This is a genomic window from Bacillus sp. FSL W8-0116, from assembly GCF_038003825.1.
Taxonomy (GTDB): Bacteria; Bacillota; Bacilli; order Bacillales; family DSM-4216; genus Bacillus_O; species Bacillus_O smithii.
In genome coordinates this window covers 515,929-532,407 of the sequence record NZ_JBBOPY010000001.1, presented here as the reverse complement: position 1 = coordinate 532,407, position 16,479 = coordinate 515,929, and the positions used below count along the sequence as shown (strand labels likewise).

Below are 16,479 nucleotides of genomic sequence, written 5' to 3'. Positions count from 1 at the left end.
GATCATGCTAATCATGACCGACAAACAATCGTGCGGAAGAGAAAGGTTATTTAAATATTTATTTCGATTTCGTTAGTGAAAAGGAGTAAACGATGTCATCGATTTATCAGCACTTTCGACCGGAGGAAAAGGAATTTATTGACGATGTCCTCGAGTCGATTCGACAGGTCGAAGAAAAATATGCACCAAAATTGATGGATTTTTTAGATCCTCGGGAACAGCAAATTTTGTCTTCATTGCTGGGGAAAAACACCGAGGTTAACGTGTCGTTTTTCGGAGGAACGGTACAGGCGGAACGAAAGAGGGCGCTCCTTTATCCGCCTTACTTTTCTGTACAGCAAGAAGACTTTCAAGTAGCGCTTTTTGAAATTCTCTACCCGCAAAAATTTGTTGTTTTAAATCATCGCGACGTATTAGGAAGTTTAATGGGTCTTGGACTTCGACGCGAAAAATTCGGCGATATTCTAGCTAAAGAAGGGCGTTTTCAGTTTTTAGTTGCTGCGGAAATGGCTGATTTTGTGAAATTAAATTTTCGTCAAGTGGGAAAAGCGTCCGTCCAATTGGAAGAAAAAAAACTAGAAGAAGCGATTGAATCAGAAGAAAGCTGGCAACCGGTTCAAACAACCGTCTCATCGTTGCGTTTAGATGTTATGATTTCCGCTTATGCCAAACTGTCCCGCCAAAAAGTGCAGACGATGATCAAAAGCGGCTTAGTCAAAGTGAATTGGAAAGTGGTGGACAACCCTGCTTTTCTATGCGAAGAAGGGGATGTTCTCTCCGTGCGTGGAAAAGGAAGGTGCAAGCTGCTGTCGATTGATGATAAAACAAAAAAAGAGAAGTGGCGAATTACATTAGGTCTTTTGAAATAATTTGGGGAAAATTGCAAGATATTCATTACAAATGGGAAAAAAACCGTTATAATAAAGTCCATAGATAGGTATGGAGGTGGCTGTATGCCTTTAACGCCCTTGGACATACATAATAAAGAATTCAGTAAAGGATTTAGAGGCTATGATGAAGATGAAGTCAATGAGTTTCTAAATCAAGTGATTAAAGACTACGAACTGATATTGCGGGAAAAAAAAGATCTGGAAGAACAGCTGGAATCTTTGCGTGAACGTCTGAGTCATTATTCAGATATTGAAGAAACGCTCAATAAATCGATTTTGATTGCTCAGGAAGCCGCAGAAGACGTAAAGCGGAATGCTCAAAAAGAAGCTAAGCTAATCATTAAGGAAGCGGAGAAAAATGCGGATCGCATTGTCAATGAAGCTTTATCAAAAGCGAGGAAAATCGCTCTTGACATCGAAGAGCTCAAAAAGCAGTCAAAAGTATTTCGCACTCGTTTTAAAATGCTCGTGGAAGCCCAACTGGATTTGTTAAACAACGACGATTGGGATCAGCTGATGGAATTTGAAGTAGATGCAACCGATCTTAAAAGTCTGCAAGATGAACACGAGGAGTAAGATTTATTTTTGATTGTCTCACCGTTCTATCCGGAAGAGAGTGCCGTTGCAAGACTTGACTGACAGACGTACGATTTCTATAATGTAAAAGGTATAAGGGAAAAACGATGACAGGGAGAGTACATTCTTTTAGCTTATTGTTCAGCGAGCCGGGACGGTGGAAGCCGGTATAAGCGAAGAGTGGAAGATCACCCTTGAGTCCTGTCTTTGAAAATCCTAAACGGATGTGTAGAAGACAGCGGTTTGTTCACGTTACGAATGAAAGAGCGGGCAGACAGTTTGTTTGCCAATAAGGGTGGTACCGCGGGAATCATCAACCTTCTCGTCCCTTTTTGGGGATGAGAAGGTTTTTTTGTATTTACATTCACGAACGGACAAGGAGGTAAAAAGAATGGACTATAAAGAAACACTGTTAATGCCTAAGACGGATTTTCCAATGCGTGGGAATTTACCAAAAAGAGAGCCTGCCATTCAAAAAAAATGGGAAGAAATGAATATTTACCAAAAAGTGCAAAAACGTACGGAAGGACGCCCCCTTTTTGTTTTGCATGACGGCCCTCCTTATGCGAACGGAGATATTCATATGGGGCATGCGCTGAATAAAATTTTAAAGGATTTTATCGTCCGCTATAAATCAATGAGCGGTTATCACGCCCCTTATGTTCCCGGTTGGGATACGCACGGACTTCCGATTGAACAGGCTTTGACGAATAAAGGCGTCAATCGGAAAGAAATGAGCGTGGCCGAATTCCGTAAACTTTGTGAGCAGTACGCTTACGAACAAATTAACAATCAGCGTGAACAATTTAAAAGACTAGGTGTACGAGGCGACTGGGAGAATCCTTATATTACATTAAAGCCGGAGTATGAAGCACAACAAATTAAAGTTTTTGGTGAAATGGCCAAAAAAGGATACATTTATAAAGGCTTAAAACCGGTATATTGGTCTCCTTCCAGCGAATCGGCCTTGGCAGAAGCGGAAATCGAATACAAAGACAAAAGATCCCCGTCCATTTATGTTGCTTTTCCTGTGAAGGATGGAAAAGGGGTACTGGATTCGGATACAAGCATCGTCATTTGGACGACCACTCCTTGGACGATACCTGCCAATCTTGGGATTTCGGTTCATCCTGACATTAATTACGTGGTAGTTCGAGTCAATGGCCACAAATATGTGGTGGCGGAAGCTCTGCTTGAAGATGTATCATCTGCGCTTGAATGGAATGAGCCAAGTGTAGTGAAAACATTAAAGGGCACAGAACTGGAGTATGTCGTTGCCAAACATCCTTTATACGGACGCGATTCCCTAGTGATGCTGGGAGAACACGTGACCACGGATTCAGGTACGGGATGTGTTCATACAGCTCCTGGACACGGGGAAGACGATTTCTTGGTCGGGAAAAAATACAATTTAGATGTCTTATCAGTGGTAGATGATAAAGGCTGCATGACAGAAGATGCTCCAGGTTTTGAAGGACTCTTTTACGATGATGCGAATAAAGCCATTACGAAAAAATTGGAAGAAGCAGGCGCACTGTTAAAACTTGCGTTTATTACCCATTCTTATCCACACGATTGGCGTACGAAAAAACCGGTCATTTTTAGAGCCACTGCCCAATGGTTCGCTTCTATCGACGCCTTCAGAGAACAGCTTCTGGAAGCCGTAAAAGAAACGAATTGGGTGCCTGAATGGGGAGAAACTCGTCTTTACAATATGATTCGTGACCGCGGTGATTGGTGTATTTCCCGCCAGCGGGCTTGGGGAGTGCCGATTCCGGTATTTTATGCGGAAAACGGGGAAGCTATTATTACCGATGAAACCATTCAGCATGTTTCGGAATTGTTCCGTCAATACGGTTCCAATGTATGGTTTGAAAGAGAGGCTAAAGATCTTCTTCCGGAAGGATTTACTCATCCTGGCAGCCCGAACGGTCAATTTACAAAAGAAACGGATATTATGGACGTATGGTTTGATTCCGGATCTTCGCATCAAGCCGTTTTACAGGAAAGAGAAGAATTGAACCGTCCTGCCGATCTGTATTTGGAAGGTTCCGACCAATACCGCGGCTGGTTTAACTCTTCATTGACAACCGCTGTCGCTGTAACGGGAAAAGCTCCGTACAAAGCCGTTCTTAGCCACGGATTTGCTTTAGACGGTGAAGGTCGAAAAATGAGTAAATCGCTTGGCAATGTGGTTGTACCGGCAAAAGTCATGAATCAATACGGCGCTGATATTTTGAGACTTTGGGTAGCTTCTGTTGATTTTCAAGCCGATGTTCGCGTGTCTGATGCGATCTTAAAGCAAGTTTCGGAAGTGTATCGCAAAATCCGCAATACGTTCCGATTCCTTTTAGGAAACCTTGCCGATTTCGATCCGAAAAAAGATTCGCTTTCTTATGACAACCTGCGTGAAGTCGACCAATATATCCTTGTAAAATTAAATCATTTAATTAAAAGTGTTCACGATCATTATGAACATTATGAATACTCGGCGATTTATCACGAAATTAATAACTTTTGCACATTTGATTTAAGTTCGTTCTATCTCGATTTTGCCAAAGACATTCTGTATATTGAACCGATGAACTTCTATGAACGGCGGGCCATTCAGACCGTTTTGTATGAATGTCTCGTTTCCCTCGTCAAATTAATAGCTCCTATTCTGGCGCATACGGCGGATGAAGTGTGGGAACATATTCCGGGTGTAACGGAAGAAAGTGTGCAGTTAACTGACATGCCGGTTTATAAAGAGATTCCTAACAGTAAAGAATTAGAAGAAAAATGGGATCAATTTATGAAACTGCGCGATGATGTTCTTAAAGCGCTAGAAGAGGCGCGGAACGAAAAAATAATTGGAAAATCGCTGACCGCCCACGTCAAACTTTATGTAAACGATGAAACAAAAGTTCTGCTTGATTCCATTCATGAAAACTTAAAACAATTGTTCATCGTATCAGGATTTGAAGTAGCTGGTCGGTTGGAAGACGCTCCTGAACACGCCTTAAAGTTGGAACGGGCAGCCATTGTGGTCGAAAAAGCGGAAGGGGAAACATGTGAACGCTGCTGGACAGTGACGCCGGAAGTTGGATCAGATCCGGAACATCCGACTCTTTGCCCGCGCTGTGCGGATGTGGTGAAAAATCATTATTCCCATTTAGCTTAATTCGAAAGAAGCTTTGGATCATAATTTATCCAAAGCTTCTTTTTCTTTCATCGTAATAATTTTGTTCATAAAGGAACACTAACGATAAGAAATTCAGAAGTGAGCGTTTTCGCGTTGATGCAGTTTTCAATAAGACTTCCCGGGAATAAACTTCAATCGGTGTTAACGGAGGGATGAAGATGGCAACGTATGATAAGATCTATCATGAATTGCAGATCGTCTATCAAGAATTAATGAATTCACGATCCCAAAAAGAAGAAGTGTATCGTTACATCGAGCAGGAAAAGAAGGACATTGTAAAAGCTTTAAAAAAATTTGAGTCGGGAGATTTTGGAAAATGCGAAATCAGCGGAGAATGGATTCCCTTTGAATGGATCAAACAAATTCCTACAATGGAAACGATCGATGAATGGGAGAAATGCGTTTTAACATATGGCAGAAAAGGGATATACGGATAAATTCATTCTACAATTGTTGAATCAAAAAGGTTATGCTAAAATGCAAAGGTAACAATTCACTTTAGAGGTGGAGGTAACCAATGTGCGTTTATTGTATTACTTTGGTTTAGCAATTGTGGTGGTGATAATCGATCAATGGTCGAAGTGGTTGATTGTCAAATACATGCAAGTCGGTCAAAGCATAGAAATCGTGCCGAATCTTTTGTACTTAACTTCCAATCGCAATAAAGGAGCAGCATGGGGAATGCTCCAAGGACAGCTATGGCTGTTTTATATCTTAACCGTCATTGTTGTCATTGGCATCATTTATTACATGGTAAAATACGGAAAAGATAAAACGCTTCAATCCATCGGTTTTTCCTTTATTCTCGGGGGAGCGATTGGAAATTTTCTGGACCGTTTTTTTCGGAAAGAAGTCGTCGATTTTATCCATACGTATATTTTCCATTATGATTTTCCAATATTTAATTTTGCCGATTTATCGCTCACAATCGGGGTGGTGATTTTGATTATTGCTCTGTTATTAGAAGATCGGAGGGAAAGACAGAAAGCGAATGGAACGAATTGAACATGTCATCACAGAAGAGGAACAGCATCAACGAATTGATAAAGTTCTTAGTCAATGGAACGAAGATTGGTCACGGAGTCAAGTTCAAGAATGGATTAAAGAAGGACGTGTAACAGTCAATGGAGCGACTGTGAAAGCAAATTATAAATGTGAGGCAGATGACCGTATTGTTATTAGCGTTCCGGAACCGGAAGTACTGGAAATCACACCGGAAAATATGGACTTGGACATTTACTATGAAGATCGAGATGTCATCGTTGTCAATAAACCGCGTGGAATGGTGGTTCATCCGGCTCCGGGGCATCTGTCAGGCACTCTTGTCAATGGGTTGATGGCCCACTGCAAAGACTTGTCAGGCATCAACGGCGTTCTAAGGCCTGGAATTGTTCATCGCATTGATAAAGATACTTCCGGATTATTGATGGCGGCCAAAAATGATTATGCTCATGAAAAGCTTTCTCAGCAGCTTTCTAATAAAACGGTTACAAGAAAATACAAAGCCATCGTTCACGGCGTGATTCCACATGATGTTGGAACGATTGATGCTCCCATTGGCAGAGACCCAAAAGACAGGCAAAAAATGGCGGTTGTCGAAAACGGCAAACATGCGGTCACTCATTTTCGAGTTTTGGAACGTTTTAGTCAATATAGTTTAATTGAATGTGAGTTGGAAACGGGAAGGACTCATCAAATCCGCGTTCATATGAAATACATCGGCCATCCTTTAGCCGGAGATCCGAAGTATGGCCCCAAAAAAACATTAAATATTGAAGGACAAGCTTTACATGCTGAGGTACTTGGCTTCATTCATCCGAGAACGGAAGAATATTTAGAGTTTAAAGCGCCATTACCGGATGATTTTTCTCGAATTCTGACTTTTTTGCGATCGGAAGGTTGACAGTACATTTTGAAAAGAGTATCATAATGTCAGTTGAATATGAACCTTTAATCCAGTCCCGTGAGGCTGAGAAGGAAACGGAAATGATCGTAATCACTTTGACAAGATATGCTTTCGAAATGAATCCTCTCATCCTGACGATGAGAGTTTTTTTGTGCCGTTTCCAAAAAAAGAGAGAAGGTGAGTCCGATGCAAAAAGCGATGGTGCTTGATCAGCCTGCTATACGCAGGTCCTTGACTCGAATTGCCCATGAAATTATCGAAAAAAATAAAGGTATTCATAATTGCCTGCTTGTCGGCATCCGGACGAGAGGCATTTATCTCGCAAACAGACTAGCAAAAAAAATCGAGGAAATCGAGGGACAGAGTGTTCCGGTCGGAGAGCTGGACATCACTTTATATCGAGATGATCTCACGTATAAATCTAATCGTAAGGAGCCTCAGGTAAAAGGGTCGGATATTCCGACAGACGTCACTGATCGCAAAGTGATATTAGTAGACGATGTTCTTTTTACGGGAAGAACAGTTAGAGCAGCGATGGACGCTTTAATGGATATGGGGCGTCCTGCTCAGATTCAACTGGCGGTTCTTGTGGACAGAGGACATAGGGAATTGCCCATTCGAGCGGATTATGTCGGAAAGAACATACCTACCTCCATTCATGAAAAAATTGTAGTAGAGCTGGAGGAGGTAGATCAACACGAGAGAGTAACGATCCATGAACGGATTGAAAACTAAATAAGTTCCCTTTTAAATGCAGTCCAGAGAGGCTGACAAAGGGCAGAATGAATGACGGCGCTGCTCATTTCGGTACCGTGTATGGGAGATCGAACAGCGAGCGCATGATTTTGCTTACCTCTTTGTCGGCGTTTAGCTGCAAAGAGGTTTTTTATGCTTGTATAAAAAAACAAATATCAAAAAACACACTATTTTTGGATGATTCGAACGAAAAAAGAAAAACTTTTTTATTCAAGCAAAAAAACGAAATTTAAGGGGTGCAGATCGTATGTTAAAAAATTTAGTATCAATTAAGGATTTGCATAAAGATAAAATTTTGTTAATATTAATGCAAGCCGATTATTTTAGCAAAGGCTATCGCTGGCAACCTGACAATCAAACTTTTATCGCAAACTTATTTTTTGAGCCGAGCACAAGAACAAAAAGCAGCTTTGAGATGGCCGAGAGGAAATTAGGACTTGAAGTGATACCGTTTGAAGCGGGAAGTTCAAGCGTATTAAAGGGAGAAACTCTTTATGATACAGTCCGTACTTTGGAATCACTAGGAGTGGATGCGGTTGTGATTCGCCATGAAGAAGATGAATACTATCGCCACTTAATTGGAAAAGTGAATATCCCCGTTATTAACGCAGGCGATGGATGCGGGCAGCATCCGACTCAAAGTTTGCTGGATTTATTTACGATTCAGCAAGAGTTTGGAAGTTTTGAAGGATTGAAGATTGGAATTGTCGGCGATATTCGTCACAGCCGAGTTGCCCGTTCCGACGCAGAGGCATTAAGAAAACTGGGAGCGAATGTTTTTTATTCAGGTCCGAAAGAATGGTTTGATCAGGATTTCTTGTATTCGGGTGAATTTGCAGCGATCGACGATTTGATTCCTGAGGTGGATGTGCTGATGCTTTTAAGAATTCAGCATGAACGTCATAACGAACATACCACTTTTTCAACAGAGGAATATCACGAATTGTACGGCCTGACCGTTGAACGCGAGAAAAGAATGAAACCGGGAAGCATCATCATGCATCCCGCTCCCGTTAATCGAGGCGTTGAAATCGATGATCGTTTAGTTGAATGTAGAAGATCAAGAATATTTAAGCAAATGGAAAATGGAGTTTATGTCCGCATGGCTGTTTTAAAAGAAGTGTTGGAAGGGAGAATGGCCAATGAAGCTGCTGATCAAAAATGGCAATATTCTTTGTAAAAACGGGAAAATCAAAATCGTCGATATTCGCGTGGAAGACGGAAAAATAGCCGAAATGGGAGAGCATCTGACCGCTTTCGATGAAACCATTTTGGACGCTGGAGGAAATTTGATTGCTCCCGGCTTTATCGATGTCCATGTTCATTTACGTGAGCCGGGCGGAGAACAGAAAGAAACGATCGAAACCGGTACGCTCGCCGCGGCCCGAGGAGGCTTTACGACCGTCTGCGCCATGCCTAACACAAAGCCGGTTCCCGATACGGTGGAACGGATGAAAGAATTGCAGAAGCGAATTAAGGAGAAAGCTTATGTGCGCGTCCTCCCTTATGCCTCGATTACTGTCAATGAAGCGGGGAAGGAACTAACGGATTTTGAAAGTTTGCAAAAAGAAGGAGCATTTGCCTTTACCGATGACGGGGTTGGTGTTCAAAATGCAGGAATGATGCTTAAGGCAATGGAAAAGGCGGCGGCTGTTCAAGCATCGATTGTCGCCCACTGCGAAGAGAATACTTTAATTTTCGGAGGAGTCGTCCACGACGGCACGTTTGCGAAAAAACATCATTTGAAAGGAATCCCTTCCGTATGTGAAGCGGTACATATCGCAAGGGACGTGCTGCTCGCTGAAGCAGCGGGATGCCACTACCATGTCTGTCATATCAGTACGAAAGAATCGGTAAGAGCCGTACGGGATGCCAAAAAAGCGGGTATTCATGTGACGGCGGAAGTAACGCCTCATCATTTGCTGTTGACAGAGGAAGACATTCCGGGGCTTGACGCTAATTTTAAAATGAATCCTCCTCTTCGCAGCAAAGAAGATCGTGAAGCTTTAATCGAAGGGCTTTTAGATGGAACCATTGACTGTATAGCAACAGACCACGCTCCGCATACAATGGAGGAAAAACAAGCAGGGATTGAAAAAGCTCCTTTCGGGATCGTCGGTCTGGAAACAGCTTTCCCGCTGCTTTATTCACGATATGTTCAAACAGGCATTTTTACGTTAAAACAGCTAGTCGATTGGATGACGATTAAACCAGCGGAAGTGTTTCAATTGCCATATGGGAAGCTTGAGGAAGGAGCTCCCGCAGATCTTGTGATCATTGACTTGAACTTGGAAAAGAAAATTGAGCCAAAGCATTTTGCTTCTAAAGGCCGGAATACTCCGTTTGCAGGGTGGAAATGCAAAGGTTGGCCAGTGGCAACCATCGTAAACGGAAAAATAGTTTGGCAGGAAGGAAGGATTTACGCGTGAAGAAACAGCTTATTTTAGAAGATGGGACCATCATGATCGGGGAAGGGTTTGGAAGCGAAAAAGAAACGATTGGAGAAGTCGTATTTACTACAGGGATGACAGGTTACCAAGAAGTGCTGTCCGACCCTTCTTATTGCGGTCAAATCGTCACATTTACTTATCCGCTCATTGGAAATTATGGCATAAACCGAGATGATTTTGAAACGATCCATCCGGCGGTAAAAGGATTGATCGTAAAAGAAGCCGCGGACTTTCCTTCCAATTGGCGGAGTGAATGGTCGATCAATGAATACTTGAAACATAGAGACATTCCCGGCATATCAGGAGTGGACACGAGAAAACTAACGCGAATTATCCGCCGATACGGCACATTAAAAGGGGCGATTGTTTCCGAAAACGAATCTCCTGATCGCGTCATTGCTCGTTTAAAAGAAACGAAACTGTCAACCGATCAAGTAAAACAAGTATCGGTTAAAGCTCCATTCCCGAGCCCTGGTCGAGGATTTCGCGTGGTGCTGATGGATTTTGGGATGAAACACGGCATTTTAAGGGAGCTAAACAAACGAAATTGTGATGTTGTCGTTGTTCCATACAATACAACTGCAGAAGACATTCTTCGATATAAGCCGGATGGTGTGATGCTTTCCAACGGCCCGGGAGATCCGAAAAACGTTCCTGAAGCGATTGAAACCGTCGGTAAACTGCTTGGAAAAGTGCCTGTTTTCGGCATCTGCCTGGGACATCAGCTATTTGCATTAGCTTGCGGTGCAGATACGTTCAAATTAAAATTCGGCCATCGAGGATCCAATCATCCTGTAAAAGATTTAGAAACAGGAAAAACCGCCTTAACTTCCCAAAATCACGGATTTGCCGTAAACGAGGCTTCTCTTGAAAATACAAGATTGGAAATCACCCATATTGCTCTGAATGACGGAACGATCGAAGGGTTGAAGCACAAAGATTATCCGGCTTTTACCGTTCAGTATCATCCGGAAGCCTCACCGGGTCCGGAAGATGATAATTCGTTATTTGATCGTTTTATGCGCATGATGGAAAACTATCAACATGTTGGAAAGGAGACTCTCCATGCCTAAACGTACAGATATTGAAAGCATTTTAGTAATTGGATCCGGCCCGATTATTATCGGTCAAGCAGCAGAATTTGACTATGCAGGAACACAAGCATGTTTGGCTTTGAAAGAGGAAGGCTATCGTGTCATTCTAGTCAACTCAAATCCCGCGACCATTATGACGGATACTGAAATTGCCGATGTTGTGTACATGGAGCCTTTAACTCTAGAGTTTGTGACCCGAGTGATTCAAAAAGAACGACCTGACGCCATTTTGCCAACGCTTGGCGGTCAAACCGGCTTAAACTTAGCTGTCGAATTGGCGAAAGAAGGCGTGTTAGAACAGTACGGAGTGGAAATTTTAGGGACGAAGCTATCCGCCATTCAAAAAGCAGAAGATCGGGAATTGTTCCGCAATCTGATGAAAGAATTGGGTGAACCGGTTCCGGAAAGCGAGATTGTCCACACTTTGGAAGAAGCCTATTCCTTTGTGGAAAAAATCGGTTATCCGGTCATTGTTCGTCCTGCCTATACACTTGGCGGAACAGGCGGCGGAATTTGCCATAACGAGGAAGAACTCATTGAGATTGTATCAGGAGGACTGAAAAAAAGCCCGGTTCATCAATGCTTGGTAGAAAAAAGCATTGCCGGGTATAAGGAAATCGAATATGAAGTAATGCGTGATTCCAGTGACAATGCCATCGTTGTCTGCAACATGGAGAACATCGATCCGGTCGGCATTCATACAGGCGATTCCATCGTGGTAGCGCCAAGCCAAACACTTAGCGATCGCGAATATCAAATGCTCCGCAATACGTCATTAAAAATTATCCGCGCTTTAGAAATCGAAGGTGGATGCAATGTCCAGCTGGCGCTTGATCCGAACAGTTTCCATTACTATATCATCGAAGTGAATCCACGCGTTAGCCGCTCGTCGGCGCTCGCCTCAAAAGCAACGGGGTATCCGATTGCCAAATTGGCGGCCAAAATCGCTGTTGGATTAACACTTGATGAAATAAAGAACCCTGTGACCGGGAAAACGTACGCTTGTTTTGAACCGGCCCTTGATTATGTCGTTTCTAAAATTCCGCGTTGGCCATTTGATAAATTCGAATCGGCAAACCGCATTCTCGGAACGCAGATGAAAGCGACTGGAGAAGTAATGGCGATTGGAAGAACGTTTGAAGAATCCATCTTAAAAGCCGTCCGCTCCCTGGAAAACAATGTGTTCCATTTAGAACGGAAAGAGTTGGCGGGACTGGATGAACAAACATTGGCGACCCGAATTAAAACAGCAGATGATGAACGATTGTTTTGTATTGGCGAAGCCATTCGCAGGGGAATTTCGATTGAAACCATCCATGAATGGAGCAAAATCGATCTCTTTTTCTTAAAGAAGCTTCAAAACATTGTATCCTATGAATCTGTATTAAAAGCCCACCCGTTTGATGTGGAAAAAACGAAGAAAGCTAAACAAATGGGCTTTGCCGATGCGACTATTGCAAAACTGTGGAACGTGACTGAAAAAGAAGTATATGACTGGAGAAAACAATACGGGATTGTTCCGGTTTATAAAATGGTCGATACGTGTGCTGCCGAATTTGAGTCGGAAACTCCTTATTATTATGGAACGTATGAAGAGGAAAATGAATCGATTGTCACCAGTCGGAAATCGGTGGTCGTAATCGGATCTGGACCCATCCGAATTGGTCAAGGAGTGGAATTTGATTATGCGACGGTCCATTCTGTCTGGGCCATTCAAGAAGCAGGGTATGAAGCGATTATCATTAATAACAATCCGGAAACGGTTTCCACCGATTTCAGCATTTCGGATAAACTTTATTTCGAGCCGCTCACGATTGAAGATGTCATGAATATTATTGATTTGGAAAAACCGGAAGGAGTTATCGTCCAATTCGGAGGACAGACAGCTATTAACTTGGCAGATTCATTAGTGGAGAGGGGAGTCAACATTTTAGGAACATCTCTGGAAGACATTGATCGTGCGGAAGATCGCGACAAGTTTGAAATCGCACTCGATCAATTCAACATTCCGAAACCGCTTGGAAAGACGGCCTTCTCCGCAGAAGAAGCAGTGAAAATCGCAGCTGAAATCGGCTACCCGGTTCTTGTGAGACCATCTTATGTGTTAGGTGGTCGTGCCATGGAAATCGTTTATCATGAAGAGGAATTGCTTCATTACATGAAAAATGCTGTCAAAATCAATCCAGAACATCCGGTGTTGATTGATCGTTATCTAACAGGAAAAGAAATCGAGGTTGATGCCGTTTCGGATGGAAACGATGTGCTCATCCCGGGAATTATGGAGCATATTGAACGTGCCGGCGTCCATTCAGGTGATTCCATTGCTGTCTACCCGCCGCAAACGTTGACGAAAGAACAGAAAGACAAAATCGTCGATTATACGATTAAATTAGCAAAAGGTTTAAACATTATCGGTTTACTGAATATTCAATATGTGGTGACCAAGGAAGATGTATTTGTTCTGGAAGTCAATCCGCGTTCAAGCCGCACAGTGCCGTTTTTAAGCAAAATCACGAATATTCCAATGGCAAACTTGGCGACAAAAGCCATTTTGGGAACGAATTTAAAAGAAATGGGTTATTCTACAGGATTAGCTGAAGAACAAAAGGGTGTATATGTAAAAGTTCCTGTTTTTTCCTTTGCGAAGCTGCGCCAAGTGGATACAACACTTGGACCGGAAATGAAATCAACCGGGGAAGTGATGGGGAAAGACGTCACATTGGAAAAAGCGCTCTATAAAGGGCTGCTTGCTTCCGGAATCAAAATTCAGCAAAAAGGTTCCATCTTATTGACCGTTGCGGACAAGGATAAGGAAGAAACGTTGGAACTAGCCAAACGATTTGCGGCCATTGGCTTTAAACTTCTGGCGACAAGCGGTACAGCCAAATATTTGCAAATGGGAGGCATTTCAGCAGAAACAGTAGGAAAAATAGGCTCGAAACAGCCGGATATTTTGGATGTCATTCGTCAAGGACAAGCGCAGTTTATCATTAATACGTTGACAAAAGGAAAGCTGCCGCAGCGCGACGGCTTTAAAATTCGGCGTGAAGCCGTGGAAAACGGCATTCCATGTTTAACGTCGCTAGATACAGCGGAAGCGATATTGAGAGTGCTGGAATCGATGACTTTTTCGATGGAAGCTATGCCGAAAACAAAAATGAAAGGACACATCGAGGCGGTGATGGCGTGATCAAACAAGAGCTTATGACCATTGTTTCTCAACAACAAATTGCCAAGAATATTTATGAATTAACAATGGAAGGCGAATTGGTTCAGGAGATGGACGAACCGGGAAGGTTTGTTCATCTCCGTATCAACGGCGGGACCGCACCCCTTTTGAGGCGGCCTATCAGTGTTGCTGCGGTTCATCAACATTTAGGACAGTTTACCATTATTTATCGAGCGGGCGGGGAAGGGACAAGACTTCTTTCCGAAAAGAAAGCGGGGGAAAGAATCGATGTCCTGGGCCCTCTCGGCCACGGCTTTCCGCTGGAAGCGATCGAATCTGGTCAAACCGCCGTTCTCGTTGGCGGCGGAATCGGAGTGCCTCCTCTTTATGATTTGTCGCGACGACTTAAAGAACAAAATGTTCATGTCATTCACGTTCTTGGTTTTCAAAATCAAGAGAGTGCTTTTTATATGGAAAAATTTTGTGATTTAGGTGAAACCTATATGGCGACGGAGGATGGTTCGCTTGGAATAAAAGGATTTGTCACAGATGCCATCAAGCAGTTTTCGGTCAAAGGAGATGTTTTATATGCTTGCGGCCCGATCCCGATGCTGAAAGCTCTTGAAAAGGAAAATCCGGCCGATCGGGGGTTCGTTTCCCTTGAACAGCGGATGGGTTGCGGAATCGGAGCCTGTTTCGCTTGTGTTTGCCATCCTAGTAATGATCCAAAGGGAACGGAATATCGAAAAGTATGCAGCGATGGTCCGGTGTTCCCGATTGGGGAGGTTGTATTGTGAATCCATTGCATGTCCAATTGCCAGGTTTAGAGTTGAAAAATCCAGTGATGCCGGCCTCAGGCTGCTTCGGATTTGGAAGAGAGTTCAGCCAGTTATATGATTTGAATCAGCTGGGAGCGATTATGATCAAAGCGACCACACCGGAACCGAGGTTTGGAAATCCGACTCCGCGAGTAGCAGAAACACCTGCGGGAATGTTGAATGCTATTGGCCTGCAAAATCCGGGATTAAAAAAAGTGATCAGTGACGAGCTTCCGTGGCTCTCACAATTTGATGTGCCGATTATCGCCAATATCGCCGGATCGGAAATGGAAGACTATGTAACGGTAGCTGAAGCCATCTCACAAGTGGACAACGTGAAAGCGCTGGAACTGAATATTTCCTGTCCGAATGTTAAAACAGGCGGGATTGCTTTTGGGACGGTACCGGAAATTGCAAAAGAACTGACGAAAAAAGTGAAAGAAGTATCCGAAGTTCCGGTATATGTGAAATTGTCTCCTAATGTCACCAATATTGTGGAAATAGCAAAAGCAGTAGAAGAAGGCGGAGCGGACGGTATTACGATGATTAATACGCTTTTAGGCATGAAGATAGACATCCATACTGGAAGGGCTCTATTGGCAAACGGCACCGGAGGTTTGTCAGGTCCCGCTGTCAAACCGATTGCGGTGCGGATGATCTATGAAGTGAGCCAGCATGTCCATATTCCGATCATTGGAATGGGCGGTATTTCCTCGCTCGATGATATTCTCGAATTTTTTTATGCGGGGGCCAGCGCAGTGGCCATCGGTACAGCGAATTTTGTTGATCCGTTTATCTGTCCAAAGCTTATCGCTCAATTGCAGGACTACGTTGAGGCAAATGGAATTGATCATATTAGCGAACTGACAGGAAGGAGCTGGAAAGTGCGTGGAAACCGAACCTATATTGGCTCTTGATTTTCCCGATTGGAATCAAACAAAAGCATTTTTGGCGCCGTTTTACGGGAAGCCATTGTATGTAAAAGTGGGAATGGAACTTTATTTTCAGAATGGACCGGCCATCATCGAAGCATTAAAAGCAGAGAATCATCGCATTTTTTTGGATTTAAAACTCCATGATATCCCTAATACGGTCAAACAAGCGATAAAAGGCTTGGCGAAGCTCGGAGTGGATATGGTCAACGTGCATGCAGCGGGCGGGAGACGGATGATGGAAGCGGCTTTGGAAGGGTTAGAAGCCGGAACGCCGGCAGGGACATCGCGACCACTGTTATTGGCCGTCACCCAGCTTACATCAACAAGTGAACTTGAGATGCAGTCTGAACAGCTTGTTGCCGTCTCGCTGGAGGAATCAGTGGTCCATTATGCAAAGCTGGCAAAAGCGGCTGGTTGCAATGGGGTCGTATGCTCTGTACATGAAGCAGTAAAAATATCGGAAGCATGTGGAGCTGAATTTCTAAAGGTGACACCGGGAATCCGCTTGCAAACAGATCAATCTCATGATCAAAGTCGTGTGGCAGATCCGAAAACCGCCAGACAACTTGGTGCAAGCATGATCGTGGTGGGAAGATCGATTACTAAAGCTCCAGATCCTCTACAAGCATATCAACAGGTAAAAAAACTATGGAATGATTATTCAAAGCCTCTTGTTAGAAATTCTGGTCTATAAACCAGCA

At 43.3% G+C, this 16,479-nt stretch carries 14 protein-coding genes and 1 other annotated feature; all 14 genes read left to right on the top strand.

What is annotated here, in order from left to right; genetic code table 11:
- Positions 1-92 precede the first annotated feature (92 nt).
- The 14 genes from N1I86_RS02460 to pyrF all read left to right on the top strand — a co-directional run bounded on the left by N1I86_RS02460 (position 93) and on the right by pyrF (position 16,472).
- A complete protein-coding gene (locus N1I86_RS02460) occupies positions 93-869 on the top strand; it encodes a YlmH family RNA-binding protein (protein WP_003354498.1) in 777 nt (258 codons plus the stop codon).
- Positions 870-953: 84 nt separating this feature from the next.
- Entirely contained in the window at positions 954-1,466 is a 513-nt protein-coding gene (locus tag N1I86_RS02455) for a DivIVA domain-containing protein (protein ID WP_270582943.1), read from the top strand.
- 98 nt (positions 1,467-1,564) lie between these two features.
- Positions 1,565-1,799: a binding site (T-box leader), on the top strand.
- A 58-nt stretch (positions 1,800-1,857) separates the two neighbouring features.
- Entirely contained in the window at positions 1,858-4,629 is a 2,772-nt protein-coding gene (gene ileS / locus N1I86_RS02450) for an isoleucine--tRNA ligase (RefSeq protein ID WP_341094784.1), read from the top strand.
- Between the two features lie 179 nt (positions 4,630-4,808).
- A complete protein-coding gene (locus N1I86_RS02445; RefSeq protein WP_003354502.1) occupies positions 4,809-5,087 on the top strand; it encodes a hypothetical protein in 279 nt (92 codons plus the stop codon).
- A gap of 82 nt (positions 5,088-5,169) precedes the next feature.
- On the top strand, positions 5,170-5,655 hold the full coding sequence (gene lspA / locus N1I86_RS02440; protein ID WP_341094782.1) for a signal peptidase II: 486 nt from the start codon (positions 5,170-5,172) through the stop codon (positions 5,653-5,655).
- On the top strand, positions 5,642-6,553 hold the full coding sequence (locus N1I86_RS02435; RefSeq protein ID WP_003354504.1) for an RluA family pseudouridine synthase: 912 nt from the start codon (positions 5,642-5,644) through the stop codon (positions 6,551-6,553). Before lspA ends, N1I86_RS02435 begins: the two co-directional genes overlap by 14 nt.
- Positions 6,554-6,733: 180 nt before the next feature.
- On the top strand, positions 6,734-7,291 hold the full coding sequence (pyrR, locus tag N1I86_RS02430) for a bifunctional pyr operon transcriptional regulator/uracil phosphoribosyltransferase PyrR (RefSeq protein ID WP_255287916.1): 558 nt from the start codon (positions 6,734-6,736) through the stop codon (positions 7,289-7,291).
- A gap of 268 nt (positions 7,292-7,559) precedes the next feature.
- Positions 7,560-8,492: an aspartate carbamoyltransferase catalytic subunit gene (locus tag N1I86_RS02425; RefSeq protein ID WP_341094778.1), complete on the top strand. Its 933-nt coding sequence runs from the start codon at positions 7,560-7,562 to the stop codon at positions 8,490-8,492.
- On the top strand, positions 8,455-9,741 hold the full coding sequence (locus N1I86_RS02420; RefSeq protein ID WP_003354509.1) for a dihydroorotase: 1,287 nt from the start codon (positions 8,455-8,457) through the stop codon (positions 9,739-9,741). Before N1I86_RS02425 ends, N1I86_RS02420 begins: the two co-directional genes overlap by 38 nt.
- On the top strand, positions 9,738-10,835 hold the full coding sequence (locus N1I86_RS02415) for a carbamoyl phosphate synthase small subunit (protein WP_003354510.1): 1,098 nt from the start codon (positions 9,738-9,740) through the stop codon (positions 10,833-10,835). The genes N1I86_RS02420 and N1I86_RS02415 overlap by 4 nt, the downstream gene beginning before the upstream one ends.
- Positions 10,828-14,046, top strand: coding sequence for a carbamoyl-phosphate synthase large subunit (carB, locus tag N1I86_RS02410; RefSeq protein ID WP_003354511.1), 3,219 nt, complete (start codon positions 10,828-10,830; stop codon positions 14,044-14,046). Before N1I86_RS02415 ends, carB begins: the two co-directional genes overlap by 8 nt.
- A complete protein-coding gene (locus N1I86_RS02405; RefSeq protein WP_003354512.1) occupies positions 14,043-14,822 on the top strand; it encodes a dihydroorotate dehydrogenase electron transfer subunit in 780 nt (259 codons plus the stop codon). The genes carB and N1I86_RS02405 overlap by 4 nt, the downstream gene beginning before the upstream one ends.
- Positions 14,819-15,760, top strand: coding sequence for a dihydroorotate dehydrogenase (locus N1I86_RS02400; RefSeq protein WP_340396115.1), 942 nt, complete (start codon positions 14,819-14,821; stop codon positions 15,758-15,760). Before N1I86_RS02405 ends, N1I86_RS02400 begins: the two co-directional genes overlap by 4 nt.
- Positions 15,732-16,472, top strand: a complete 741-nt coding sequence (gene pyrF / locus N1I86_RS02395; RefSeq protein ID WP_341094773.1) for an orotidine-5'-phosphate decarboxylase — start codon at positions 15,732-15,734, stop codon at positions 16,470-16,472. Before N1I86_RS02400 ends, pyrF begins: the two co-directional genes overlap by 29 nt.
- The last annotated feature ends 7 nt before the right edge of the window (positions 16,473-16,479 follow it).

Excerpts from the sequence above, each read along its gene's own strand:
- carB (WP_003354511.1), top strand. The coding sequence starts at position 10,828 with ATGCCTAAACGTACAGATATTGAAAGCATTTTAGTAATTGGATCCGGC.
- N1I86_RS02435 (WP_003354504.1), top strand. The coding sequence starts at position 5,642 with ATGGAACGAATTGAACATGTCATCACAGAAGAGGAACAGCATCAACGA.
- N1I86_RS02455 (WP_270582943.1), top strand. The coding sequence starts at position 954 with ATGCCTTTAACGCCCTTGGACATACATAATAAAGAATTCAGTAAAGGA.
- N1I86_RS02425 (WP_341094778.1), top strand. The coding sequence starts at position 7,560 with ATGTTAAAAAATTTAGTATCAATTAAGGATTTGCATAAAGATAAAATT.
- ileS (WP_341094784.1), top strand. The coding sequence starts at position 1,858 with ATGGACTATAAAGAAACACTGTTAATGCCTAAGACGGATTTTCCAATG.
- N1I86_RS02420 (WP_003354509.1), top strand. The coding sequence starts at position 8,455 with ATGAAGCTGCTGATCAAAAATGGCAATATTCTTTGTAAAAACGGGAAA.
- N1I86_RS02460 (WP_003354498.1), top strand. The coding sequence starts at position 93 with ATGTCATCGATTTATCAGCACTTTCGACCGGAGGAAAAGGAATTTATT.
- N1I86_RS02445 (WP_003354502.1), top strand. The coding sequence starts at position 4,809 with ATGGCAACGTATGATAAGATCTATCATGAATTGCAGATCGTCTATCAA.